General features: G+C 63.8%; 22 protein-coding genes. 9 read left to right on the forward strand and 13 right to left on the reverse strand.

Annotated elements, in window-relative coordinates; translation table 11 throughout:
* Window positions 1-295 precede the first annotated feature (295 nt).
* Entirely contained in the window at window positions 296-685 is a 390-nt protein-coding gene (locus tag FURADRAFT_RS11540) for a c-type cytochrome (protein WP_008954334.1), read from the forward strand.
* Window positions 686-832: 147 nt separating this feature from the next.
* Here the strand turns inward: FURADRAFT_RS11540 and FURADRAFT_RS11545 are convergent, their stop codons facing one another.
* The 3 genes from FURADRAFT_RS11545 to cysS all read right to left on the reverse strand — a co-directional run bounded on the left by FURADRAFT_RS11545 (window position 833) and on the right by cysS (window position 4581).
* Complete coding sequence (locus tag FURADRAFT_RS11545; protein ID WP_008954335.1) at window positions 833-2479, reverse strand: ArnT family glycosyltransferase; 1647 nt, start codon at window positions 2477-2479, stop codon at window positions 833-835.
* A 268-nt stretch (window positions 2480-2747) separates the two neighbouring features.
* Window positions 2748-2963 (reverse strand): 50S ribosomal protein L31, encoded by a 216-nt coding sequence (rpmE, locus tag FURADRAFT_RS11550; RefSeq protein ID WP_008954336.1) that lies wholly within the window; start codon window positions 2961-2963, stop codon window positions 2748-2750.
* 244 nt (window positions 2964-3207) lie between these two features.
* The gene (cysS, locus tag FURADRAFT_RS11555; RefSeq protein WP_008954337.1) at window positions 3208-4581 is read right to left on the reverse strand and encodes a cysteine--tRNA ligase; all 1374 of its coding nucleotides are present in this window, start codon (window positions 4579-4581) and stop codon (window positions 3208-3210) included.
* 275 nt (window positions 4582-4856) lie between these two features.
* Here cysS and FURADRAFT_RS11560 point away from each other — a divergent pair, with 275 nt between their 5' ends.
* Both FURADRAFT_RS11560 and FURADRAFT_RS11565 read left to right on the forward strand, forming a co-directional pair.
* On the forward strand, window positions 4857-5180 hold the full coding sequence (locus tag FURADRAFT_RS11560; protein ID WP_008954338.1) for a cupredoxin domain-containing protein: 324 nt from the start codon (window positions 4857-4859) through the stop codon (window positions 5178-5180).
* Between the two features lie 68 nt (window positions 5181-5248).
* A complete protein-coding gene (locus FURADRAFT_RS11565) occupies window positions 5249-6058 on the forward strand; it encodes an FTR1 family iron permease (RefSeq protein WP_008954339.1) in 810 nt (269 codons plus the stop codon).
* A gap of 160 nt (window positions 6059-6218) precedes the next feature.
* Here FURADRAFT_RS11565 and FURADRAFT_RS11570 read toward each other — a convergent pair whose 3' ends face one another.
* The 9 genes from FURADRAFT_RS11570 to FURADRAFT_RS11610 all read right to left on the reverse strand — a co-directional run bounded on the left by FURADRAFT_RS11570 (window position 6219) and on the right by FURADRAFT_RS11610 (window position 17005).
* Window positions 6219-6578 (reverse strand): hypothetical protein, encoded by a 360-nt coding sequence (locus FURADRAFT_RS11570; RefSeq protein WP_008954340.1) that lies wholly within the window; start codon window positions 6576-6578, stop codon window positions 6219-6221.
* Window positions 6579-6878: 300 nt separating this feature from the next.
* Window positions 6879-8840 carry an acetoacetate--CoA ligase gene (locus FURADRAFT_RS11575; protein ID WP_008954341.1) on the reverse strand — a complete coding sequence of 654 codons (1962 nt, stop codon included), beginning with the start codon at window positions 8838-8840 and terminating at the stop codon, window positions 6879-6881.
* 103 nt (window positions 8841-8943) lie between these two features.
* Complete coding sequence (locus tag FURADRAFT_RS11580) at window positions 8944-9837, reverse strand: hydroxymethylglutaryl-CoA lyase (protein ID WP_008954342.1); 894 nt, start codon at window positions 9835-9837, stop codon at window positions 8944-8946.
* Between the two features lie 57 nt (window positions 9838-9894).
* Window positions 9895-10398 carry a GyrI-like domain-containing protein gene (locus tag FURADRAFT_RS11585; RefSeq protein WP_008954343.1) on the reverse strand — a complete coding sequence of 168 codons (504 nt, stop codon included), beginning with the start codon at window positions 10396-10398 and terminating at the stop codon, window positions 9895-9897.
* Between the two features lie 60 nt (window positions 10399-10458).
* The gene (locus FURADRAFT_RS11590; protein ID WP_201441950.1) at window positions 10459-12426 is read right to left on the reverse strand and encodes an acetyl-CoA carboxylase biotin carboxylase subunit; all 1968 of its coding nucleotides are present in this window, start codon (window positions 12424-12426) and stop codon (window positions 10459-10461) included.
* A 118-nt stretch (window positions 12427-12544) separates the two neighbouring features.
* The gene (locus tag FURADRAFT_RS11595) at window positions 12545-13336 is read right to left on the reverse strand and encodes an enoyl-CoA hydratase/isomerase family protein (protein ID WP_008954345.1); all 792 of its coding nucleotides are present in this window, start codon (window positions 13334-13336) and stop codon (window positions 12545-12547) included.
* Between the two features lie 158 nt (window positions 13337-13494).
* On the reverse strand, window positions 13495-15093 hold the full coding sequence (locus FURADRAFT_RS11600; RefSeq protein WP_008954346.1) for a carboxyl transferase domain-containing protein: 1599 nt from the start codon (window positions 15091-15093) through the stop codon (window positions 13495-13497).
* Between the two features lie 3 nt (window positions 15094-15096).
* Window positions 15097-16266, reverse strand: coding sequence for an isovaleryl-CoA dehydrogenase (locus FURADRAFT_RS11605; protein ID WP_008954347.1), 1170 nt, complete (start codon window positions 16264-16266; stop codon window positions 15097-15099).
* 331 nt (window positions 16267-16597) lie between these two features.
* Window positions 16598-17005, reverse strand: coding sequence for a MerR family transcriptional regulator (locus FURADRAFT_RS11610; protein WP_008954348.1), 408 nt, complete (start codon window positions 17003-17005; stop codon window positions 16598-16600).
* 144 nt (window positions 17006-17149) lie between these two features.
* Here FURADRAFT_RS11610 and FURADRAFT_RS11615 point away from each other — a divergent pair, with 144 nt between their 5' ends.
* Both FURADRAFT_RS11615 and FURADRAFT_RS11620 read left to right on the forward strand, forming a co-directional pair.
* Entirely contained in the window at window positions 17150-18838 is a 1689-nt protein-coding gene (locus tag FURADRAFT_RS11615; protein ID WP_008954349.1) for an AMP-binding protein, read from the forward strand.
* A 246-nt stretch (window positions 18839-19084) separates the two neighbouring features.
* On the forward strand, window positions 19085-19753 hold the full coding sequence (locus FURADRAFT_RS11620; protein WP_008954350.1) for a YecA family protein: 669 nt from the start codon (window positions 19085-19087) through the stop codon (window positions 19751-19753).
* Between the two features lie 453 nt (window positions 19754-20206).
* On the opposite strand, the gene FURADRAFT_RS11625 is transcribed toward FURADRAFT_RS11620, so the two are convergent.
* Window positions 20207-21991, reverse strand: coding sequence for an acyl-CoA dehydrogenase C-terminal domain-containing protein (locus tag FURADRAFT_RS11625; protein WP_008954351.1), 1785 nt, complete (start codon window positions 21989-21991; stop codon window positions 20207-20209).
* A 175-nt stretch (window positions 21992-22166) separates the two neighbouring features.
* Here FURADRAFT_RS11625 and FURADRAFT_RS11630 point away from each other — a divergent pair, with 175 nt between their 5' ends.
* The 4 genes from FURADRAFT_RS11630 (at window position 22167) to FURADRAFT_RS11645 (ending at window position 25690) form a co-directional block, all read left to right on the forward strand.
* A complete protein-coding gene (locus tag FURADRAFT_RS11630; RefSeq protein WP_008954352.1) occupies window positions 22167-22724 on the forward strand; it encodes a DUF2062 domain-containing protein in 558 nt (185 codons plus the stop codon).
* A complete protein-coding gene (locus FURADRAFT_RS11635) occupies window positions 22711-23268 on the forward strand; it encodes an NUDIX domain-containing protein (RefSeq protein WP_008954353.1) in 558 nt (185 codons plus the stop codon). The genes FURADRAFT_RS11630 and FURADRAFT_RS11635 overlap by 14 nt, the downstream gene beginning before the upstream one ends.
* A complete protein-coding gene (locus FURADRAFT_RS11640; protein ID WP_081455953.1) occupies window positions 23255-23572 on the forward strand; it encodes a PilZ domain-containing protein in 318 nt (105 codons plus the stop codon). Before FURADRAFT_RS11635 ends, FURADRAFT_RS11640 begins: the two co-directional genes overlap by 14 nt.
* Window positions 23573-23761: 189 nt before the next feature.
* Window positions 23762-25690, forward strand: a complete 1929-nt coding sequence (locus FURADRAFT_RS11645; RefSeq protein WP_008954355.1) for a PrkA family serine protein kinase — start codon at window positions 23762-23764, stop codon at window positions 25688-25690.
* Window positions 25691-25697: the final 7 nt, after the last annotated feature.

Here is a 25697-nt window from a genome sequence, read left to right on the forward strand (position 1 = left end):
GAGCGGGCGAGTCTCTGCACGGAGACTCGGTCAGCCATGATCCTCATGGGCTACGTGTCCATTCCGGTTCCTGTGCTCCGGCAGCCCTCAACCTGCTTTGGCCAGCTTGCCTACTAAAATCGGTTGTTGGCTGATCCGCATTAGTAAAATGGCGGCCCCGTGGGGCCGCCATTTCTTTTGACGTGCGGCCTCCGCGTCGAATGGCCGGCAAAACGATTCGTTGACGCATGTCAATAGCTTGCGGTTGCTCCAGGCTCACTATGGGAATTGAAGCCATTCACGATCGGAGGTCAAAATGTTCCCACTACTACGCAGAGTTGTTCCCGTGGCCGTGCTGGTGTTTGCCGCCCAAGGCAGTGCATGGGCGGATGCCAAACTGGACGTGGCGATGAAGCAACTGGCTGCGACCAGCGGCTGTGTTGCCTGTCATAGCATCGAGTCGGGCAAGCCGGGTCCGGCTGGCGTGGCGCCGATCGGTCCCGCGTGGCAGGACGTGGCCGCCCGTTACAAGGGTCAGGAAGGCGTCTCGGAAAAGCTGCTGAAAACCGTGATGGAGGGTTCCAATCCCTATGCCAGCCACTGGAAGGGCAAGGTGAGTGGATTGGCGATGCCGCCCAACGCGGTGGCCATCCAGGAGGCGGATGCCAGAAAGCTGGTCCAGTGGATTCTGGACTTGAAGCAATGAACTCCGTCTAGGCCGTCGGGCCCGCGACAAGGTGTTCGGGCTCGCCATATGGCAAAGAAAAGCGGCGTCCTGATGGCGCCGCTTTTTCTATATATACCCGCTTGGCGCCAAGGGTGGGTCCCGGTGTGTGCCGTCAGCCCGTCTGGATCAGGGTGGCGAGCGACGGAACAGACCGAAGACTTCGCTCTTCTCGCGTGGCCGGCTGCCCTGCCAGAGCATCTGCCAGCCGGGTTCGGCCAGACCCTCGGCCGGGGTGCGGCTGACCAGCAGGTAGTGGCAGGGGACCGGACGACCGGGCGTGTACGGGGTCAGCTTCAGTCCGCCGAAGTAGTGCCAGCTCAGTCGTGTCAGCAGATTGTCGCGTTCGGTGGCCACGCAGCGCGCGTCGGCGGGCAGCGCACGCATCATGCTCACCACCACCGGCCGATAGCTCTTGGCGGCGTCCAGCCACGGCAGCCACAGGCTCATCGCCAACCCCCAGAACAGCGTGATGCCGGCAGCCCAGTTCGTCACTGCCTGCCGTCCGCGCAGGTTGCGGCGCGTCACCGCCCACAGCCACACCAGGGTGGCAAACAGCGCGCACAGTGCGGCCAGTGTCGAGACCGAGGGTTCGTAGTAGGGGCTGAAGTACTTGGCGCGTTGCGCCAGCCGTTCTGGCCAGCCAAAGTTCATCGCCGCCCAGCCGGCCCAGATCAACAGCCCGAAAAAGCCGAAGGTCATCAGGCCGAACCAGTTCAGGAACGCCGCGGCACCGCGCTTCAGGGTGTCGAGCTCGACCGCGGCCAGCATGGCCATCGGCAGCAGCATCGGCAGGGCATACTCCGAGCTTTGCCGAGTAGACAAGGTCAGCAGGATCATGACCACGCCGAAGAACATCAGCGGCAATTGCAGTACCGGCTTGTCGAGATGGCGGTGGCGGTACAGCGTCCACGCTGCCAGTGGCCAGGCGGGCCAGGTGTACCACAGCGAAACCAGGGGGTAGTAGCCGAAATCGTGGAAGACACCGACATGGCCGAAGCCGTTGAGCGGTCCCAGCGCGTGTCCTTGCCACCAGGCGGCGAATACCGCCGGCTGCGCCTTGGCCAGCATCATTGGCCAGATCATCATCAGCGGCAGGGCCAGTACCAGGCCCATGAGCAGGGTGATCAGGTAGCGTTGGTTGCGCCAGGCGCTGAACGCCGGCAGCAGGATTGCCACCAGCCAGATCAAGGTTACCTCGAGCAGGCTGGCCGAGAGGAATACCGTCGCGGTGGCGGCTCCCAGGATTGCCCCGGCCAGGCCCGGGGAGCGCAGCGTCAGTACCAGTGCGTAGAAGGCCGCGGCAAAGCCGGCAAAGCCGGCGACCGCGGCATTCATCTGGTGGCCGGTGGCGATCAAGCCGATGCATCCGATCAGGATCAGCACCACGCTGCGGCCGTGGCGCCGGCCTATCAGTTCGCGTCCGGCCAGACCGGCCAGCGTCAGCCCGATCGCCATGAAGAACGGCGTGGCCAATCGGGCCGCGTCGTGCAAGGGCAGGGCCCAGGGGGACAGCAGCCGCGCAAAGCCGGCCGCGACCCAGTAATACAGCGGTGGGGACTCCAGGTACGGCAGACCCTGGATGGAGGGCAACAGCCACTGGTGGTGCCGCAGCATGCCTTCGACCACCGCCAGGACGTAGGGCTCGTCGGGTTTCCATGGGTCGTGGCCCAAGATGCCGGGCCAGAGCCAGACGAAGGTCAGCAGCAGCAGAAGCCAGGGCTTCTCGGTCGGTTGGGCGAGACGGGAGTCGGAGTCCGGGGTGTACGTCAGCATGCGGGAGCGGGAAGGGCGCGGTCAAAGGCAGTAGCTTAGCGCCCATTTCACCGGGCGGCTACGGCTACGCGTCTGGAGTATTGGCGGGATGGTTAAAGGCACGGCGGCCGGCATCGGCTTGTCGTCGGCACGGTGGTGCGTCCTTGCCATGGTTCATGGCGGGATCGCTTCCGGTTTGGCGGCTGTCGGGCAAGGCAATGGAGGGCGGAATGCAAAAAAGGCAGCTCGCGCTGCCTTTTCTCTACCCGAAGGGGCAATCCCGAAGCGCTTAGCGCTTGAAGAAGCTGCCGAACTTCTGGTTGAACTTGTCAACGCGGCCGGCGGTGTCGACGATCTTCTGCTTGCCGGTATAGAACGGGTGGCACTGGGAGCAAACTTCGATCGTGAAGTTTTCTTTGGCCATGGTCGACTTGGTCACGAACTGGTTGCCGCAGGAGCAGGTCACGTTCACTTCGTGATAATTCGGGTGAATATCGGTTTTCATCGTGGTTCCCTTTCAAATCGGGTACAGGGGTTTTGCCTGTACCGCTTGTCGAAACGCCAGATTATCCGCCCTTTGACTTGACTTGACAAGCGCAAGGGGCGGCGTTTCCGTAAATGACGGACTCAGAGCGGGTGAAAGAAACCGCAGGGTGCCCCCGAGGCCGGTCAGGGACGCGCAGCCGTTCAACTGGCATGGTGAGCGTCATAGGTCCGGCATGGGGGTGGCAGTTTTATTTCCAGCCTAATCAGGCGCGGCGCCAGGTGGTGCCTTGGGCACCGTCTTCCAGGATCACGCCTTTGGCGGCCAGTTCGTCGCGGATGCGGTCGCTTTCCGCCCAGTTCTTGGCGGTGCGGGCGTCGCGGCGGGCCTGGATCAGTGCCTCGATGGCGTCGGCCGACAGTTCGGCCGCGGTACTGCCACCTTGCAGGAACTCCTGAGGGGCACGCTGCAGCAGGCCAAGCACTGCGCCCAGGGCCTTCAGCAGGCCGGCCTGCGCGGCGGATTCGCCGCGGTTGACTTCACCGGCCAGATCGAACAGCACGGCCATGGCTTCCACGGTGTTGAAGTCGTCGTCCATCGCCTGCCTGAAGCGGCGGGCGTAGTCGTTTTCTTCCCAGTCGATAGCGATGTCGGTCGCTGTCACGTTCTTCAGCGCGGTATAGAGGCGCGTCAGCGACTGCTTGGCGTCATCCAGGTGTACGTCGGAGTAGTTGAGCGGGCTGCGGTAGTGGGCACGCAGGATGAAGAAGCGCACCACTTCGGCATCGTACTTCTCGAGCACTTCGCGGATGGTGAAGAAGTTGCCGAGGCTCTTCGACATCTTCTCGTTGTCGACGCGGATGAAGCCGTTATGCAGCCAGTAGTTGACGAAGTCGTGGTTGTGCGCGCCTTCCGACTGGGCGATCTCGTTCTCGTGGTGCGGGAACTGCAGGTCGGCGCCGCCGCCGTGGATGTCGAAGTGTTCGCCCAGGTGGTGTTCGCTCATCACCGAGCATTCGATGTGCCAGCCCGGGCGGCCTTCGCCCCAGGGGCTCGGCCAGGAGGGTTCGCCCGGTTTGGCGGCCTTCCACAGCACGAAGTCGAACGGGTCGCGCTTGTTGACGTCCACTTCGACGCGCTCGCCGGCACGCAGATCTTCCAGGCTCTTGCCGGACAGCTTGCCGTAGCCGGGGAACTCGCGTACTGCGTAGTACACGTCTCCGTTCGGCGCGGGGTAGGCGCGGCCGTTGGCGATCAGCGTCTCGATCAGCGCGATCATGCCCGGCACGTGCTCGGTGGCGCGCGGCTCGAAATCGGGGTGGATGACGCCCAGTGCATCGAAATCCTCGTTCATGGCGTCGATGAAGCGGGCGGTCAGCGCCTGGATCGGTTCGCCGTTCTCGGCGGCACGCTTGATGATCTTGTCGTCGATGTCGGTGATGTTGCGCACGTAGGTCAGGTCATAGCCGGTGGCGCGCAACCAGCGTGCCACCATGTCGAACACCACCACCATGCGGGCGTGACCGAGGTGACAGTAGTCGTACACCGTCATGCCGCACACGTACATGCTGGCTTTGCCGGGCGTGATCGGTTTGAAGACTTCTTTCTGTCGGGTCAGGGTGTTGTAGAGGTTCAGCATGGTGGTCATAAACCTGTAGCGTCGAAGGCAAAAAAGGGCATTGTACCAGAGCGGTCAAGTGCCTGTTGTGCCGGGACAACGCCGCATTCAATGCCTGGCGGGCAAACTTGGCTTGAAGCTATTGTCATGAAGGCCTATGCAACAAGCCTTGCAGGGCAAGGTCCGGGCGAGGCAGGCGCTGATGATGTAAGGGCCGGGGTATTGCCTGTTCTCAAAGAGGAATAAAAACGGTTATCATTAACTGGATACTGCACAACTCGGAGTCAACTCACGTCATGCGTACCCTGCTTGCTTCTGCCCTGATGGTCTTCGCTGTTTCCAGCTATGCCGCTGATGCCGACAGCTTCACCCTGAACCTGACCGACAAGGGCTTCGAGCCGGCCTCCCTCGAGGTGCCGGCAGGCAAGCCGTTCAAGGTAATGGTAAACAACCAGACCAAGAAGACGGCCGAATTCGAAAGCAAGCAGCTGCACAAGGAAAAGGTTGTGGCCGCAGGCAAATCGGTCAGCGTCAGCTTTGCCGCGCTGAAGGCCGGCACCTACAACTTCGTTGACGAGTACAACGAAGACAAGGCCAAGGGCACCATCGTCGCCAAATAAGTTTTACCGTCGTCTGAGGCGGCGGATGCTTCGGGTTCGCCGTTTTGCATTGAGAGAAGGAACACATCATGTTCAACGCCCTGTTCATCATCTGGCGTGAAAGCGTCGAGGCTCTGTTGGTGGTCGGCATTCTGCATACCTGGCTGAAAACCAGCGGCTATGTGGCGCAGGGCGGCCGCTATCTGTGGGGCGGCGTTGTCGCCGGTCTCGGCTTGGCCGGGGCGCTGGCTGGGGTGATGCTGGTGCTGGAGAGCAGCCTGCCGGAGGGGGCGCTGGAGTATTTCCAGGTCGCGATGGTGCTGGTGGCGGCGGTGTTGATCGTGCAGATGGTGTTCTGGATGCGCAAGCACGGACGCAAGCTCAAGAGCGAACTGGAAGGCGAGATGGCGAAGACGGCATCGAGCGCCAACTGGTGGGGCATGTTCGTGGTGGTGATGCTGGCGGTGGCGCGTGAGAGCGCCGAAACGGTGGTATTCCTGTACGGCTTGGGCAGTGATATTGCCAATACCGGGCTGGCCAGCTTCCTCGGCGTGACGGCAGCCGGTTTCGGACTGGCCTACCTGACTTTCTGGCTGCTGCAGCAGGGCGGCAAGTATCTGTCGTGGCGGCTGTTCTTCCGCGTCACCGAAATCATGCTGTTGATGCTGGCCGGCGCCTTGCTGGTGACCGGGATCGACAAGATGATCGGCATGGGCTGGTTGCAGGCCTGGTCCGGTTCGGTGTGGGATACCTCGGCGCTGCTGGACGATTCCACCCGCTTTGGCGGTACGGTGGCGGCGCTGACCGGCTATCGCGCGCAGCCGGCGGTGGCGATGCTGGTGGCCTACGCGGGCTACTGGCTGGTGGTGCTGGCCGGGCTGAAACGGCTCAAGCGTTGATGCTTCCTGATCGGCAGGCACGATAATTCGAGGCCGGCCGAGTCAGGAGGTTAGCGAGTACTGACTGGCGCACAAGCCAAGAGAGGCGCCACGGCAAGAGACACGATGCGTCGATGCCGATTCCCGAATGGCCGCAGAGTAATCTGCGGCCATTGTCGTTTCATCGTCCGGGAGGGCCGCGGAAATGGGGGTCGAAGCGGCGATAGTCTTGCTGCGGGTTCGGCCGGAACAGCGGGGCGCCCCGTCCGTGCGGGTAGCGCCGTTCCAGGTCGTTGTGCCATCGGGGCGGCACGCGCACCCAGCGTCGGTCATGATCCCAGTAGCCCCAGCCGAAGCTGGCATCGAAGATGATGGGGTAGGGATAGCCGGCGACGAACTGGACCGGCGCGCCATCGATGTACACCGGGTAGGCGTCGACCTCTGCCGTCGTGGCTTGGACCGGGTAGCCGTAAGGGGCGACCACGCAGCCCTGCAGCAGGGCGAGGGTCAGCAGGGGGATGAGGGCCAGCTTCGTTGCCATGTTTCCGTCCTTCGCATTCCGTTGGGGCAACAACGCTGCCCGTTTGCGGGCATGGCTGCCGCTACCCTGTAACTGTAGCCAGTGGGCGCGACAGTTGCACCCGCGATCGACACCCTGAGCGGGCCATCGGGGCCAGAAATGGGGGCGGCCCGTCCTGACGCTGGCAGGCACCGGCACCGTGATGAAACGAAAATGGCTGCCTCTCGCGGTGAGGGCAGCCATTCAGGAACATCCACCGCCACCAGGCTGTTGCGGCCTGTCACGGTTGACGGGCCGGCTCGCGGCCCGGTGCGAGGAAGATCAGCTCTGCAGTTCCGGCAGGTGCTCGAACAGCTTGAGCGCCTGCGGGTTGGCCAGTGCCGTGACGTTGCTGACCGGCTCGCCGTGGATCACGTTCTTGACCGCCAGCTCGACGATCTTGCCGCTGATGGTGCGCGGAATGTCGGCGACCTGGATGATCTTGGCGGGCACGTGGCGCGGGCTGGCGCCGTGCTTAATCTTGTCGCGCAGCCGGTCGACGAGGTCGGCGTCGAGCGTCAGCCCCTCGCGCAGGCGCACGAACAGGATCACCCGCTCGTCGTCCTGCCAGCGCTGGCCCACCGCCAGGCTTTCCAGAATGTCCTCGAACGCTTCCACCTGACGGTAGATCTCGGCGGTGCCGATGCGCACCCCGCCGGGGTTGAGCACGGTGTCGGAGCGGCCGTAGATGATCAGGCCGTCGTGCTCGGTCAACTCGGCGTAGTCGCCGTGACACCAGGTGTTGGGGAAGCGCGCGAAGTAGGCCTTGCGGTATTTCTCTCGCTCCGGGTCGTGCCAGAAGCCGATCGGCATCGACGGGAAGGGGCGGGTGCAGACCAGTTCGCCTTTCTCACCGCGCACCGGCTGGCCGCGGTCGTTCCAGATGTCCACCGCCATGCCGAGGCCGCGGCACTGCAGTTCGCCACGGTACACCGGCAGGTTGGCCGAACCGAGCGCGAAGCACGACACGATGTCGGTGCCGCCGGAGATCGACGCCAGGTTGAGGTCCTGCTTGATGTGCTGGTACACCCAGTCGTAGCTTTCCGCCACCAGCGGCGAGCCGGTGGAGAAGATGGCGCGCAGCTGGGAGAGGTCGTACTCGGCGCCGGGCTCCACGCCGAACTTCTTCAGCGCGTCGAGGTACTTGGCCGAGGTGCCGAAATGGGTGCAGCGGTAGGCGCTGACGTAGTCCCACAGGACGCGCTGGTTGGCGGCGAACGGCGAGCCGTCGTAGAGCAGCAGCGTGGCGCCGCTGGCAAGCCCGGAGACCAGCCAGTTCCACATCATCCAGCCGCAGGTGGTGAAGTAGAGCAGCACATCGCCCGGGTGCAGGTCGCCGTGCAGCTGGTGTTCCTTGAGGTGCTGCAGCAGCGTGCCGCCGTGGCCGTGCACGATGCATTTGGGCTTGCCGGTGGTGCCGCTGGAATAGAGGATGAACAGCGGGTGGTTGAACGGTACGCGTTCGAAGCTCACCTCGTTGGCGATGTAGGGTTGGATGAAGTCGTCCAGCGTGACGGCCTTCGGGACGGCGGCGGCGAAGGCCGCGGTTTGGCCGAGGTAGGGCAGCACCACGACCTTTTCCACGCTGGGCAGGCCGTCGGCGATGACCTGCATCTTGCCGCGGATGTCGATGGCCTTGCCGCCGTACCAGTAGCCGTCCGGGCAGAACAGCAGCTTGGGTTCGGTCTGGCCGAAGCGGTCGATCGCGCCGTCGGTGCCGAAGTCGGGCGAACACGATGTCCAGATCGCGCCGAGGCTGGTGGCGGCCAGCATCGCCGCCACGGTTTCCGGCATGTTCGGCACGAAGCCGGCGACGCGGTCGCCGGCGCGCACGCCCATCGCCGACATCGCCTGCTGCAGGCGCGACACCAGGTCGTGAAGTTCCCACCAGGTCAGCTCGCGCTTGACCTTGTCCTCGCCCCAGAACACCAGGGCCAGCGCGTCGTCGCGGCGGCGCAGCAGGTTCTCGGCGTAGTTGAGCCGGGCGTCGGGAAAGAAGCGCGCGGCGAGCATGTCGTCGCCGTGAATGAGGGTCGTCTCTCCCTTGCTGCCGATCACGCCGGCGTAGTCCCACAGCAGCGACCAGAAGCGAGCCGGGTCGTCGATGCTGGCCTGCCACAGCGCGTGGTAGTCGTCCAAAGGTTGGCCGAAGGCGGTTTCGGCGAGGCGGGTGAAGGCGGTGAGGTGGCTGCCGGCCAGACGGCTCGGCGAGGGTTGCCAGATCGGGCTCCAGTCTTCCTGCATGGTTTCTCCTCTAGCCCGACGCGCCGGCGGTGCCGGCGGCCGTGGATTGTTATCTTTAAGCAGCAGTGTCAGCGGGGGCGGGCGACAACGCAGACGATTGCTGTCATTCGGGCAAGGCCAAGGCCTTGCCCACGCGCGAACCGACTTCCCTGCCCAATGCGCCGGAAATGAAACGGGCCGTCGCCACCAACTGCGGCAGATCGATGCCGGTCTCGTAGCCGAGGCCGTGCAGCAGGTAGACCACGTCCTCGGTGGCCACGTTGCCCGAGGCTCCCCGAGCATACGGGCAGCCGCCCAAACCTGCAACCGAGGAGTCGAATGTGCCGATGCCGGCGCCTAGTGCGGCATGAATATTGGCGATAGCCATGCCGTAGGTGTCGTGAAAATGCCCGGCAAGCCGTTCTGTTGGCACAAGCTTGCTGACGGCATCCAGCATCTCCAGCACCGTGTTGGGGGTGCCCACGCCGATGGTGTCGCCCAGCGAAATCTCGTAGCAGCCCATGTCGTACAGCGCCTTGGCCACCATGGCGACTTGCTGCGGCGCGATCCTGCCCTCGTAGGGACAGCCCACCACGCACGAGACGTAGCCGCGCACGCGAAGGTTGGCCGAAGCGGCGCGTGCCATCACGCTTTCGAAGCGCTTCAGGCTCTCGGCAATGCTGGCGTTGATGTTCTTGCGGCTGAAGCTCTCGCTGGCGGCGCCGAACACGGCGATTTCCCTGACGCCGCAGGCCAGCGCGGCGTCGAGTCCCTGCTCGTTGGGCACCAGCACCGGGTAGTTGACCGGCCCGGACAGGTCGAGCGCCTTGAGCACCTCGGCCGAATCGGCCATCTGCGGCACCCACTTGGGCGACACGAAGGCCCCGGCTTCGATGGTGGTCAGGCCGGCGTCGCGCAACCTTTTGATCAGTTCCAGCTTGGTCGCCAGCGCGACCGGCTGTTTTTCGTTCTGCAGCCCATCGCGCGGGCCGACCTCGACGATCTTGACTTGTTTCATGACGACGATATCCAGTAGGACGCCCGCCGTTGCGGGCACCGGGTCAAGCGAAGGGCGTCAGCGCGGGACGACCGGAAGGTAAATCTCCATCTGGCGCCCCGTCTGGCCGGGGCCGCTGCGGCCGTCGTAGCGTTCGAACGATTCGCTGCCGGCATGCTGCCAGGGTGCCGTGGGCAGCCAGTCCTGGTAGGCGGCCTGCCAGGTGGCGACGATGGCGCGCGAGAAGGCCTCGTCGTTGTCGGCGGGCGGCGTGGTGAACATGGCGTAGCGCGCCGGGGCGATGGCATGGCGGCATGCGCCCTCGGGCAGTTGCGGCGCGCCCTGGCATTCGATGCCGATCAGGTAGTCGAAGGTGCCGCTGGCCGGATCGAAGCCGCGCACGACGCCGTATTCCACGGCGTGCGGCAGGCCGAGCGACGCCAGCAACGGCGCGCGCAAGCTCTGGGCGTAGCGCTGCCAGAACGCCGGGATGTCGCGCAGGTTGGCCTGCTCCTGCAGGCTGGTGCGGATGGCGAAGCCGGCCAGGGTGAGGCCGGGGTGGTCGACGATCTGGGGTGTCATGTCCATTCTCCGTGAGGGTTGGGTCGATCTTTCATGCTTTTGGCATGGAGTATCATGCCCTCACTCCGCCTCGAAATCCACCAGCTCGTCGCCGTCCTTGACCTGTTCGCCGGCGGCGAAGTAGAACGCCAGCACCTTGCCGTCCGCCGGCGCGGTGATGGTGTGCTCCATCTTCATCGCTTCCAGGATCAGCAGCGGTTCGCCCTTGGCGATCGTTTTCCCCTCTTCGGCCAACAGCGCCACCACGCGGCCCGGCATCGGCGCCTTGAGGTGGGTTTCGCCGTGCATGCCGGCTTCCTGATAGGCGTAGGGGTCGACGTAGTCGAGTGCCAGGCGTTCGCCGGCGGCAAACAGCACGCGCTGCAGACCGTGGCGCACCAGGGTGGCGTCGAGCTGCTTGCCGTCCAGCGTCGCCGCGAGGCGGTTCTGCTCGAGGCGGGCGCTGGCCTGGATTGTGTCGCCGCCGATCTCCAGCGCGAAGCCGTCGCCCAGATAGCTCACCATGACCTCATGGCGGGTCTCGCCGTGCTGGAAGGCCACGCGGCGCTTCAGCGTGCCATTCAGGCGCCAACCGGCGAGCACGCCGAAGGCGTGGCGGTCGTCGGCCTGCGTGGCGAGCACCTCGCCCAGCGCCAGCAAGGCCAGTTGTTCGCTGCCCGGTGCGGCCGGGGGCGGCAGCAGGCTGTCGTGGTAGCGGGCGATCAGGCCGGTATCGACGTCGCCGCTGGCAAACGCCGGGTTGACGACGATGCGGCGCAGGAAACGGATATTGGTGGTGACGCCCGCGACCTGGTACGCCGCCAGCGCGGCGTCGAGCTGTTGCAGCGCGGCCTCGCGCGTTTCGCCCCAGACGATCAGCTTGGCGATCATCGGATCGTAGAACGGGCTGATGGTATCGCCCTGCAGCACGCCGGTATCGACGCGCACCTGGGCGTTCTCCGCCGGCGGCACCAGGTGCAGCAGGGTGCCGGTGGCGGGCAGGAAGCCCTTGTCCGGGTCTTCGGCGTAGATGCGCGCCTCGATGCTGTGGCCATGGATCGCGAGCTTGTCCTGGCTCAGCGGCAAGGGCTGGCCCGAGGCTACCTTGAGCTGCCACGCTACCAGGTCCTGGCCGGTGATCATCTCGGTGACCGGGTGTTCCACTTGCAGGCGGGTGTTCATTTCCATGAAGTAGAACCGGCCGGAGTCCACGTCCATGATGAACTCGACCGTGCCGGCGCCGACGTAGCCTACGGCGCGCGCGGCGGCAACGGCGGCCTCGCCCATGGCCTGACGGGTTTCCGTTGGGAGGTGCGGGGCGGGAGCTTCTTCCAGCACTTTCTGGTGGCGGCGCTGCACCGAGCAGTCGCGCTCGAACAAGTAGACGCAGTCGCCCAGGCTGTCGGCGAACACCTGGATTTCGACGTGGCGCGGGCGGGTCAGGTACTTCTCCACCAGCACCTTGTCGTCGCCGAAGCTGGCGCGCGCTTCGCGTTGGCAGGAGGCGAGGGCGGCGAGGAAGTCGTCGGACTTCTCCACGATGCGCATGCCCTTGCCGCCACCGCCGGCGCTGGCCTTGATCAGTACCGGGTAGCCGATGGCGTCGGCCTGGCGCTTGAGAAAATCCGGCTCCTGGTTGTCGCCGTGGTAGCCCGGCACCAGCGGCACCTTGGCTTTTTCCATCAGCGCCTTGGCGGCGGACTTGCTGCCCATCGCTGCGATGGCGGAAGCCGGCGGGCCGATGAAGGCGATGCCGGCGGCCTCGCAGGCGGCGGCGAAGTCCTCGTTCTCGGACAGGAAGCCATAGCCGGGGTGGACGCCCTGGGCACCGCTCTGCCTGGCGATGTCGAGGATCAGCTCGGCCTTGAGGTAGGACTCGGCGGCCGGCGCCGGACCCAGCCGGTAGGCCTCGTCGGCCAGCTTGACGAAGCGGGCGTTGGCGTCGGCGTCGGAATACACCGCCACGGTGCGGATGCCCATGGCGCGTGCGGTCTTGATCACCCTGCAAGCGATCTCACCGCGGTTGGCAATCAGGATCTTGTTGAACATGGTGGGGCGCTTCCCTGTTTCTGTTTTCGCCGTTTCCGGAGGAATGGCCGGGCGGCAGTCGGCAAGGTTGGCCGAAGGCGGTGCGGCAAAGGCGCTGGGCGTCGGGTAGGCGTGCATCTCAGTCCTTCGCCCACGCCGGTGGGCGCTTGTCGAAGAACGACGCCAGTCCTTCACGCGCCTCGGCGCCGACGCGGATGGCGGCGATGCGCTGGGCGGTGTCGTCCAGCAGCACGTCGTCGAGCGGCGAGCCGTCGCGCAGCAGCCCCAGCAGGTCCTTGGCGGCGGCCAGGGCCTGCGGTCCGCCCTTGGCGAACTCGGCGGCCACTTCGGCCACGCGGGCGTCCAGTTCGTCGGCGGCGACCACTTCATGCACCAGGCCGATCTTCAGCGCGGTGGCGGCATCGATGCGCTCGGCGCTGAGGAAGTAGCGTCGTGCCTGGCGCCAGCCGATGGCGTCGGCGACGTAGGGGCCGATGGTGGCCGGGATCAGCCCCAGCCGTACTTCGGTCAGCGCGAACCTGGCGGCGTCGGTGGCGATCGCCACGTCGCACACCGCGGTCAGCCCGGTGCCGCCGGCCATCGCCGCACCGTGGATGCGCGCGATGACAGGTTTCTTGCTGCGGTAGATGCCCTTGAGCATGGCCGCCAGCCGGTTGGCGTCGTCTAGGTTCTGCGACTCGCTGTAGCCCGCGGCACGGCGCATCCAGTCGAGGTCGGCCCCGGCCGAGAAGCTCTTGCCGCGTCCGGCCAGCACGATCACGCGCACGCCGGCATCTTCGTTCAATTCGACGAAGGCCCGCGTCAGCTCGGCGATCAGCACTTCGTTCATGGCGTTGTGCAGCTCGGGCCGGTTCATCCACACCGTGGCGAGGTGCCCGGTGCGTTCGATTTCCAGGGTGGTGTAGCTCATCTCCATCTCCCTTTGAGCCTATCTCATTAGGCGGCTGCGCCTTCGCATCTTGAGTGCTGGCGGTGCTCGGAATCCTCATGGACTCCGTGTCCATTCCGGTTCCTGTGCTCCGGCGACACTCAACCTGCTTTGGCTCGCTCGCCTACTGGAATAGGCTCTTACATACGGAATACGCCGAAGCGCGTCTTCTCGATCGGTGCCGACAGGGTGGCTTCCAGCGCCAGGCTCAGCACCTCGCGTGTCTGTGCCGGGTCGATCACGCCGTCGTCCCACAGCCGCGCGCTGGCGTAGTAGGGGTGGCCCTGGTGCTCGTACTGCGAGCGGATCGGCGCCTTGAAGGCTTCTTCTTCCTCGGCCGACCAGGCGTCGCCCAACTGGTCGCGTTTGACCTGGGCCAGCACGCCGGCGGCCTGTTCCCCGCCCATCACCGAGATGCGGCTGTTCGGCCACATCCACAGGAAGCGGGGCGAGTAGGCGCGGCCGCACATGCCGTAGTTGCCGGCGCCGAAGCTGCCGCCGATCAGCACGGTGAACTTGGGCACGCTGGCACAGGCCACGGCGGTCACCAGCTTGGCGCCGTCCTTGGCGATGCCGCCGTTCTCGTACTTCTTGCCCACCATGAAGCCGGTGATGTTCTGCAGGAAGATCAGTGGAATGCCGCGCTGGCAGCACAGCTCGACGAAGTGCGCACCCTTGAGCGCGGATTCGCTGAACAGGATGCCGTTGTTGGCGATGATGCCGACGCGGTAGCCGTTGAGGCGAGCAAAGCCGGTCACCAGTGTGGTGCCGTAGTTCTGCTTGAATTCGTCGAAGTCGGAGTCGTCCACCAGCCGCGCGATGATCTCGCGCACGTCGAACGGTTTTTTCGGGTCGGCCGGAATCACGCCGTAGATTTCCTCCGCGGCGTAACGCGGCGCTTTCGGCTCGGCACGATCGAGCTCGCCCTGTTTCTTCCAGTTGAGGTCGGATACGATGCGGCGCGCGATGGAGAGCGCGTGCGCGTCGTTCTGCGCCAGATGGTCGGCCACCCCGGAGATGCGGGTGTGCACGTCGCCGCCGCCCAGTTCCTCGGCATCGACCACCTCGCCGGTGGCCGCCTTCACCAGAGGCGGGCCGCCGAGGAAGATGGTGCCCTGTTCCTTGACGATGATGGTCTCGTCGCTCATCGCCGGCACGTAGGCGCCGCCGGCGGTGCACGAGCCCATCACCACGGCGATCTGCGGGATGCCGGCGGCGGAGAGCTGGGCCTGGTTGTAGAAGATGCGGCCAAAGTGCTCGCGGTCGGGAAACACCTCGTCCTGCAAGGGCAGGAAGGCGCCGCCGGAGTCCACCAGGTAGAGGCAGGGCAGGCGGTTTTCGCGGGCAATTTCCTGGGCGCGCAGGTGCTTCTTCACCGTCATCGGGTAATAAGTGCCGCCCTTCACCGTGGCGTCGTTGGCCACGATCATGCACTCCACCCCGGCCACGCGGCCGATGCCGGCCACCACGCCGGCGCCGGGGGCGCCGTCGTGGTACATGCCGAAGGCGGCGAGCTGCGATAGCTCGAGGAAGGGCGCGCCCGGGTCGAGCAAGAGGTCGATGCGCTCGCGCGGCAGCAGCTTGCCGCGCGCCATGTGCTTGGCGCGGGCGGCGTCACCGCCGCCCAGGGCGTTTCGGCCAACCTTTTCCTTGAGGTCGGCCACCAGCGCGCGCATCTTGTCAGCGTTGGTCTGGAACTCCGCTGCTCGCGGCGACAGCTTGGATTCGAGTGTCGGCATGGCTTACCTCGTTTCGGCCATCAGTTCGCGGCCGATCAGCCAGCGGCGGATTTCGCTGGTGCCGGCGCCGATTTCGTACAGCTTGGCGTCGCGCAACAGGCGGCCGGTGGGGTATTCGTTGATGTAGCCGTTGCCGCCCAGGCACTGGATGGCATCGAGCGCCATCTGCGTGGCGTTCTCGGCGGCGTACAGGATCGCCCCGGCGGCGTCCTTGCGCGTCTGGCGTCCGGATTCGCCACGGTCGAGCGCCTGGCCCACGGCGTAGACGTAGGCGCGGCTGGCCGAGAGCTTGACGTACATGTCGGCAAGCTTGCCCTGCATCAGCTGGAAGTCGCCGATCGCCTGGCCGAACTGCTGGCGGTCGTTCAGGTAGGGCACCACCACGTCCATGCATGCCTGCATGATGCCCAGCGGGCCGGCGGCCAGCACCGCGCGTTCGAAATCCAGCCCGCTCATCAGCACCTTCACGCCTTCGCCTTCCTTGCCGAGGATGTTCTCCGCCGGGACTTCGCAGTCGTCGAAGAAGATCGGATAGGTGTTGGAGCCGCGCATGCCGAGCTTGTCGAGCTTGCTGCCGTGCGTGAAGCCTTTAAAGCCTTTCTCGACGATGAAAGCGGTGATGCCCTTGGGGCCGGCGTTGACGTCGGTCTTGGCGTACACCACCAGGGTGTCGGCGTCGCCACCGTTGGTGATCCACATCTTGCTGCCGTTGAGTACGTAGCGGTCGCCTTTCTTGTCGGCACGCAGCTTCATGCTCACCACGTCGGAACCGGCGTTGGGCTCGGACATCGCCAGTGCACCGACGTGCTCGCCGGAGATCAGCTTGGGCAGGTACTTCGCCTTCTGTGCCGCGCTGCCGTTCTTGCGGATCTGGTTGACGCACAGGTTGGAGTGGGCGCCGTAGGAGAGGGCGACCGAGGCGCTGGCGCGCGAAATTTCCTCCATCGCGATCATGTGCGCCAGGTACCCCATGTTGCTGCCGCCGTATTCCTCTTCTACGGTGATACCAAGCAGGCCCAGATCGCCGAACTTCTTCCACAGGTCGGCCGGAAACAAGTTGTCGCGGTCGATGTCGGCGGCGCGCGGGGCGATCTCGGCGTCGGCGAAGGCCTTTACCGAGTCACGCAACATTTCATAAGTCTCGCCATGGGCAAAACGCAGGCTGGTGAACATGATCGTTTTCTCCTCTGTCATTCTCGGCGCAAGGGCCATGTCGTCGATTTATTTTGGGTTACGTTTACGTAAGCGTCAATATAAAAATGCAAAAAACCAGCTTGGCGGGGTTCGGATTGCCGACAAACTCGATCGAGCGCAGCGAGGCCCCCTTGCAGGGCAAGGGCGGCCTGCGTGCGAATCTTTAAGATTCGCTCAGCGAAGGATTGGGGATAGGTAGAGAGGCTGCGAAATCAAATGCTTAGGTGGAGATGACCCGGCTCTGCCGGGTCCTGTAAACACGTACCAGAGTGCTTTGTCAGCAGCCTAACCCCGCTCGGCGGGGCTGAGGTCAGCCGTTGGCGGAGTCGGACTTGGCGGTCATCTCGTCGATCACGGTGCGGCAGTGCGCTTCCAGCGTGTCGATCTCGGCCAACACCGCATCGATGTCGTCGCGCTGTTCTTCCAACTGCTGGCGGCGCTCGCTCAACAGCCGCAACAGCTTGAGCGACTGGCTCGCCTCATCCTTCGCCAGTTCGTACAAGTCGAGGATTTCGCGGATTTCCTGCAGCGACAACCCGATGCGTTTGCCGCGCAGGATCAGCTTCAGCCGGGCGCGATCGCGTCGGGTGAACACGCGCTGGCGGCCGGCGCGTTCCGGCTCGATCAGACCCTGCTCTTCGTAGAAGCGGATGGTGCGCAGGGTGACGCCGAAGTCGCGGGCCAGGTCGGAGATGGAGAATAGCTCTTGCTGGGTCATGGTGATTCCTGTCCTTATGTCGCGATTGTAGCGTTTTCTCCACGCTTGCAGGTCGGTCTTGTGATTACGTTTACGTAATAGTAACTTATCGCGCAGAAGAAAAGCGCATCAATCACCGCGTTCCGCGACACAGGAGGAGAGAGCATGACCCAAGCCAGTTATGTCCATGGCGCCAGCGAGACCCCGTTGATCGGGCAGACCATTGGCCAGTACTTCGATGCGACCTGCGCTCGCCACGCCGCGCGCGAGGCGCTGGTGGTGCGCCAGCAATCCGTGCGCTGGAGCTACGCCGAACTTCACGAGCAGGTCGAGCGGCTGGCATGTGGCCTGCAACGCTTGGGGTTGAAGCCGGGCGAGCGCATCGGCATCTGGTCGCAGAACAACGTCGAATGGGTGCTGATGCAGTTCGCCAGCGCCAAGGCCGGGCTGGTGCTGGTCAACATCAACCCGGCCTATCGCCGTTCCGAGCTGGAATACGCCCTCAACAAGGTTGGCTGCCGCGCCTTGGTGCTGTCGCCCAGCTTCAAGAGCAGCGACTACCTGGAAATGATCAACGACCTGGCGCCGGAACTGGCCCACTGCGCCCCCGGCGCACTGCGCGCCGCCAGGCTGCCGACGCTGGAGATGGTGATCCGCATGGGCGACGAGGCCAGCCCCGGCATGCTGAACTTCAACCAGTTGCTGGCCGAACCGACCGAAGCCGAGCGCGCCATGCTGGCCGAAACCGGTACGACGCTGCAGTTCGACGACCCCATCAACATCCAGTTCACCTCCGGCACCACCGGCAGCCCCAAGGGCGCCACGCTGAGCCACCACAACATTCTTAACAACGGCTTCTTCGTCGGCGAGGCGATGAAGCTGGTGCCGGGCGACCGCCTCTGCATCCCGGTGCCGCTGTACCACTGCTTCGGCATGGTGCTGGGCAACCTGGCCTGCCTGACGCACGGCACTACCATGATCTTTCCGTCCGAGGCCTTCGAGCCGCTGGCGGTACTGCAAACCGTGGCAGAGGAGAAGTGCACCGCTCTGCACGGTGTGCCGACCATGTTCATCTCCGTGCTCGACCACCCGCGTTTTAGCGAGTTCGACCTCTCCACCCTGCGCACCGGCATCATGGCCGGCAGTCCGTGCCCGATCGAAGTGATGAAGCGCGTGGTTGACACCATGCACATGAAGGAAGTCACCATCGCCTACGGCATGACCGAGACCAGCCCGGTCAGCTTCCAGAGCGCCACCGACACCCCGGTCGAGCGCAAGGTCTCCACCGTCGGCCTGATCCACCCGCATCTGGAAGTGAAGATCGTCGACGGCGAAGGCCGCATCGTGCCGCGCGGCGAAACCGGCGAATTGCTGACGCGCGGCTACTCGGTGATGCTGGGCTACTGGGACGACGAGCCCAAGACGCGCGAGGCCATCGACCCGGCAGGCTGGATGCACACCGGCGACCTGGCGGTGATCGACGAGGCGGGCTACTGCAACATCGTCGGCCGCGCCAAGGACATGGTGATCCGCGGTGGCGAGAACGTCTACCCACGCGAGATCGAGGAATTTCTCTACCGCCACCCCAAGATCCAGGACGTGCAGGTGATCGGCGTGCCGGACGACCGCTTCGGCGAGGAGTTGTGCGCCTGGATCCGCCTGCGCGACGGCGAAACCGCCAGTGCCGACGAAATCCGCGCCTTCTGCCAGGGCCAGATCGCGCACTACAAGATTCCGCGCTATATCGAATTCGTCGACAGCTTCCCGATGACCATCACCGGCAAGATCCAGAAATTCATGATGCGGCAACAGATGAAGGAGAAGCTGGGGCTGAGCGAGCACAAGACCGCCTGAGGCGGTCCGCCTTGGCATGACGGTGCGGTGGAGGTCTCGGGTCGAGTGGACGGCAGTGCACACGGTGCCGAACAGTAAAGAACCGTTGTGCACAGCAAGGCATGCGGCTTGGTGGTGCCGGCACCCGCACCACAGCCGTCACGCCTCGTCCGCCGCTTGTCATGCCTTGACCTGCGCTTACCGTGAAGTGCCCCGCCTTGCGGGGCTTTTCGCTACAATGCCCGGCAAACAACCCGAGGAATCATCATGAGCGACATCGTATTCACCGACGCCGACCTGGCCCGTCTGGAAGAACTGCTGACCCCGCTGTCGCAAAGCGGCAGCACCATGCGTCCGGACGAGGTGCAGGGCTATTTCACGGCACTGGCCAGCGGCCCGGACACGGTCGTGGCCGGCAGCTGGCTCGACGAGGTGCTCGGTGACGCTCCCGAGTTCGAGGATGCCACGACCGAAGCCGAACTCGGCGCGTTGTTGCAGAAGCTGTACGATGCCACCGTAACCGCGCTGGCTGCCGGCGAGGTGCCTGATCTGATCCTGTACGAAGCCGAAGATGCCGAAGAGGCCGACTTCTGGCCGTGGTGCAACGCCTACCTGTACGCGCTCGACAACGTCGATACCGACTGGTTCGAGGCCGCCGATGACGAGGGTTTCGAAGACCTGCTGCTGCCGATCATGGCGCTGGGTGGCATGTTCGAGGACGAGGAAGAGGGCAAGGAGCTGATCACCTTCACCGACGCCGAACTCGACAATTTCAAGGACGAACTGCCCGACGCCGTCCGTGCCGTCTACGTCTACTGGCAGGCCAAGCAACAGGCCCCGAGCACGGTGCGCCGCGAGGGCGACAAGGTCGGCCGCAACGACCCCTGCCCGTGCGGCAGCGGCAAGAAGTACAAGGCCTGCCACGGCAAGAACTGAGTGCTTGTAAATAAATCTGCTGCGCACCCCGATCCCGGTCCTGCGATGCTCGCCGTACCACTTGTACGGCTGCGCTTCTCGAACCAGCCTCGGGCCGCTCGCGACGATTTCTTTCACAAGCTCTGAGAACCTGTTCACGATCTGTCGCGAGCAGCCCTCAGCGGGGTGAAGAGCAGCGCAGGAACCGGAATGAACTGGAGTACATGAGGATCATGGCTGAGCGAATCTCCACAGGAGATTCGCACGCACAGAGCAGCACATGAGCCCCGATCAGGGATGCGCAGCAAGATCGTGAACAGGTTCTGAGCGAATTCGATCCGCCACATAATGACCGCCCCGCCGGCTGCACGCTCGTGGGGCGGTTTTCATGTCAGGAGTGATCCATCCTCCCAAGAAAAAAACGGCCCCGAAGGGCCGCCAAAACACACTCCTGCACAGAGTCGAACAAACCGGTTAGCAGGCGAACTGCTCCTCGCCCAGGCTCATCAGCGGCTTGGCACCGTTCTTGATGGTGGCCTTGAGCGCTTCCACCTCCGGCAACAGCTTGGCGTAGTAGAAGCGGGCGGTGGTGATCTTGGCCTGGTAGAAATCGTCCTCGCCCTGGCCCAGCTTGGCGTAGGCCACTTCGGCCATGCGCGCCCACATCCAGGCGTAGGTCAGGTGGCCGATCAGGCGCAGATAGTCGGTGGCGGCCGCACCGGCCTCGTCCTTGTCCTTGAACGCGGCCATGCCGACGGCCATGGTGATGTCACCGACTTCCTTCAGCAGCTTGGACAGCGGGCCGACGAACTCCGCCAGCTTGTCGTTGCCCTCGTTGGTTTGGCAGAACTTGTGAATCTGCTTGGTGAACTTGCGCAACTTCTGGCCCTGGTCGAGCAGCACCTTGCGGCCCAGCAGGTCGATCGCCTGGATGCCGTTGGTACCCTCGTAGATTTGCGAGATGCGGCAGTCGCGCACCAGCTGCTCCATGCCCCATTCGCGGATGAAACCGTGGCCGCCGAACACCTGCATCCCCATGTTGGCGGCGGTGTAGCCGTTGTCGGTCATGAAGGCCTTGGCCACCGGGGTCAGTAGCGCCACCAGGTCGGCCGCATCTTGGCGGGCCGCCGAGTCCGGATGCTTCTCCTCGATATCCAGCTGCAGCGCCAGCAGCGTGGTCAGGGCACGGCCGGCCTCGGTGTAGGCCTTCTGCGTCAGCAGCATGCGGCGCACGTCCGGGTGCACGATGATCGGGTCGGCCGGCTTGTCCGGGCTGTGCACGCCGTTGAGCGCGCGCATCTGCAGGCGCTCCTTGGCGTACGCCAGCGCACCCTGGAACGACGCCTCGCCGATCCCTAGCCCCTGCATGCCGCAGCCCAGTCGCGCCGCGTTCATCATGGTGAACATGCAGGAGAGCCCCTTGTTCGGCTCGCCGATCAGCCAACCCTTGGCGCCGTCGAGATTGATCACGGCGGTCGCGTTGGCCTTGATGCCCATCTTGTGCTCCAGCGCGCCGCAGTACACGCTGTTGCGGCTGCCGTCGTCGTGGAACTTGGGCACGATGAACAGCGAGATGCCCTTCACGTCCTTCGGCGCGTCTGGCAGGCGTGCCAGCACCAGGTGGATGATGTTGGCGGACATATCGTGCTCGCCGGCCGAGATGAAGATCTTGGTGCCGGTAATGCTGTAGCTACCGTCGCCGTTCGGCTCGGCCTTGCTCTTCAACAGGCCCAGGTCGGTGCCGCAATGCGGCTCGGTCAGGCACATGGTGCCGGTCCATTCTCCCGAAACCAGCTTGGGCAGATAGGTAGCCTTCTGTTCCTCGCTGCCGTGGGCATGAATGGCGGAATAAGCGCCATGGGAGAGCCCGGGGTACATCGACCACGCCACGTTGGCCGAACACTGCATTTCCATCACCGGGAACGCCAGCGACTTGGGCATGCCCTGGCCGCCGTAGGCCGGATCGCAGTCCAGCGCCGGGAAACCCAGTTCGCAGTACTGGGCGTAGGCTTCCTTGAAGCCGGCCGGCGTGGTCACGTTATGGGTGGCGGCGTCGAAGTGGCAGCCTTCCTCGTCGCCCGGGCGGTTGAGTGGGGCCAGCTCGTTCTCGCAGAACTGGGCGGCGGCTTCGAGGTAAGAGGTATAGATATCTTGCGTGGCTTCTTGGTAGCCGGGCAGGGCGGGGATGACGTCCTGGACCTTGATCAGTTCGTTCAGGACGAAATCGAAATCGCGCAGGGGGGCCTTGTAGGCTGGCATGGTGTTGTCTCCTGGGTAGCTCGGCCCGTAGCCGTGCGGTTCGGGCAATCTTTTTCTGATGGTGTCGCACCGATCAGTAAATCAAACGTATGTTTAAATTATAGACGAAGCTTTGGCAAGCTTTTTCGCTAACATGGACTGAGGCATGGTTGCTAATTAACGACAGTCCGTCCGCATGAGCCAAATCCGCCAACACCTGCGCAAGCTGCTGCCAGATCGCCATGTGCTGTTCCAGAACCGCTACCTGAGATGGCTGGCGCCGTATCTGGACCATCCGGCGTTCTGGTCATTGAACCGGCGCAAGGTGGCCCTGGCCTTTGCCATCGGCTTGTTCTCCGGGCTGATGCCGGGGCCGAGCCAGATGATCACCGCCGCCTTGCTGGCGCTCGTGTTCCGCGTCAATCTGCCGGTTGCCATCGTCACCACGCTCTATAGCAACCCGCTGACGTACCTCCCGCTCTATTACCTGGCGTATACCTACGGCAAGCTGCTGCTGGGGCGGGTCAACCACGATACGATGACAGCGGTGCCGGAGTGGTCGATGTCGTCACCCCTGGAATGGCTGCAACAGGTGGCAGACTGGATGGCGGGCTTGGGCTTGCCACTGGCGGTAGGTGTGCCCATGCTGGGCCTCACGTTCGGGCTTGCCGGATATCTGTGCGTTCGGGCAGGATGGCGCTGTTATATCGTGATGGCATGGAAGAAACGGAAGGGATGGCGTGGAACTCGTTGAACAAACCTTGAGCACGGAAACGGTTTACCAGGGGGGCTTTCTCCAGGTGCGGCGGGACACGGTGCAACTGCCGGACGGCAGCACCGCGTTTCGCGAATACATCCTGCATCCCGGTGCGGTCGCTATCCTGGCGCTGACGCCTGATGGCGAACTGGTCATGGAGCGCCAGTACCGCTATCCCGCCGGCCGGGTCTTCCTCGAAATTCCTGCCGGCAAGATCGATCCGGACGAAGCGCGCGACAGCACGGCGCGCCGGGAATTGCGCGAGGAAACGGGCTATCAGGCCGAGCGTTGGATTTACCTGGGCACGGCCCATCCTTGCATCGGCTACGCCAACGAACAGATCAGCTATTACCTCGCCCAGGACCTGACCCTGCACGAACGGCAGCTGGATCACGGCGAATTTCTCGACGTCGTCACCGTGCCGCTGGCCGACGCCTTGGGCATGGCCCTGACCGGCGAAATTTGCGACAGCAAGTCGATCGTCGGCCTGCACTGGCTGTCCGCCCACCTCGACGGGAGGTTGCCGGGTGCCGCCGTTTGATCCGCACCACGAACGACGTGGCGCACGACGTGTACGCATGGGGTGCAACGCCCGCATCAAGTCACGCAATACCGGCGAAACCCATTATGGCGAATGCATCGACCTGTCTATCGACGGGCTTGCACTGCGCACTTCGTTCGTGCCGCAATTCGGCGAAAGGCTGCTGGTCGTGGTGCGCGCGCCAGCGGTAGGTGGCCTGGCCGGCAAACCGTTCGAGGCTGAGGTGGAAGTGCGCCGCTGTAATGAAATCGAGCGTGGACGGCTTTACGAAATCGGCGTTCGCATCATCGAGCTGAAGCCCTGACCTGAGGCGGATTTTCTGACATTCGGCTGACATAGATTACAGCGACGCCTCTGGATTCCTGTGCTATACCCAAAAAAACATAATGAACTAGAACCGGTTCTCAAGCAGTCACTCTAATGGTGCAAGGGGGCATGGCGGATGCGCGTACATTCGCCGCCGCCCCCTGCCGAAACGTCAGGAGGCAGAGCCATGTACCCGGATATCTTCAGCCAATACGCTTCACGTTACGACCGGACGCGCGAGGAGGAGTACACCATCCAGGAATACCTGGATATCTGCAAGCGCGAACCCGCCGCCTACGCCACCGCCGCCGAACGCATGTTGATGGCCATCGGCGAGCCTGAACTGATCGATACCCGCCACAATCCGCGGCAATCGCGAATTTTCAGCAACAAGATGGTCAAGATCTACCCGGCCTTCCGCGATTTCTACGGCACGGAAGAGGTGATCGAGCAGGTCGTGGCCTATTTCCGCCATGCGGCCCAAGGGCTTGAAGAGAAGAAACAGATTCTCTATCTGCTGGGCCCAGTTGGTGGCGGTAAATCGTCCATCGCGGAAAAGCTCAAAGAGTTGATGGAACTAGTGCCTTTCTATTGCCTGAAAGGCTCGCCGGTCAACGAGTCCCCGCTCGGCCTGTTCAACTACGACGAAGACGGCTCCATCCTCGAGGAACAGTATGGCATTCCCCGCCGCTACCTGCGTGCCATCCCCAGCCCGTGGGCAGTGAAGCGTCTGCATGAGTTCAACGGCGACATCAGTCAGTTCCGCGTCGTCAAACGCTACCCTTCGGTACTGAAGCAGATTGCCGTGGCCAAGACCGAGCCGGGTGACGAGAACAACCAGGACATCTCGTCGCTGGTCGGCAAGGTGGATATCCGCAAGCTGGAAAAATACGCCCAGGACGATCCAGATGCCTACAGCTATTCCGGCGGCCTGTGCCTGGCCAACCAGGGTTTGCTGGAGTTCGTGGAAATGTTCAAGGCGCCGATCAAGGTGCTGCACCCGTTGTTGACCGCAACGCAGGAAGGCAACTTCAAGGGTACCGAGGGCTTTGGCGCGATCCCGTTCGAGGGCATCATCCTGGCGCACTCCAACGAGTCCGAATGGAAGCAGTTCAAGAACAACAAGAACAACGAGGCCTTCCTCGACCGTATCTATATCGTCAAGGTGCCATACTGCTTGCGTGTGTCCGAGGAAATGAAGATCTACGACAAGCTGATCCGCAATTCTTCGCTGGCCAATGCCCCGTGCGCACCGGGAACGCTCAAGATGATGGCGCAGTTTGCCGTGCTGTCCCGGCTGAAAGACCCGGAAAACTCCAGCCTGTTCAGCAAGATGCAGGTCTACGACGGCGAAAACCTGAAGGATACCGATCCCAAGGCCAAATCGTTGCAGGAGTACCGCGACTATGCCGGTGTGGACGAAGGCATGAGTGGGCTTTCCACCCGGTTTGCCTACAAGATCCTGTCCAAGGTATTCAACTTCGATCATTCCGAAGTGGCGGCCAACCCGGTGCACCTGTTGTACGTGCTGGAAAAACAGGTGGAGCGCGAGCAGTTCCCGCCTGAGGTCGAACAGAAGTACCTCACCTTCATCAAGGAGTTCCTGGCGCCCAAGTACGTCGAGTTCATCGGCAAGGAAATTCAGACGGCCTACCTGGAAAGCTACTCCGAGTACGGGCAGAACATTTTCGACCGCTACGTGACCTTCGCCGACTACTGGATCCAGGACCAGGAATACCGAGACCCGGATACCGGCGAGAGCTTCGACCGGACTTCGCTCAACGCGGAGCTGGAAAAGATCGAGAAGCCGGCGGGCATTTCCAACCCGAAGGATTTCCGCAACGAAATCGTCAACTTCGTGCTGCGGGCACGAGCCAGCAATGGAGGCAAGAACCCGACCTGGACGAGCTACGAGAAGCTGCGTATGGTGATCGAGAAGAAGATGTTCTCCAACACCGAGGAGTTGCTGCCGGTCATCTCCTTCAACGCCAAGGCGAGTGCCGAGGACGCCAAGAAGCATGAGGACTTCGTCAATCGCATGGTCGACAAGGGGTATACCGCCAAGCAGGTGCGCCTGCTGTGCGAATGGTACCTCCGGGTGCGCAAGTCGTCGTAAGCCCGCT

The sequence above is a fragment of the Pseudogulbenkiania ferrooxidans 2002 genome (assembly GCF_000174355.1).
Lineage (GTDB): Bacteria > Pseudomonadota > Gammaproteobacteria > Burkholderiales > Chromobacteriaceae > Pseudogulbenkiania > Pseudogulbenkiania ferrooxidans.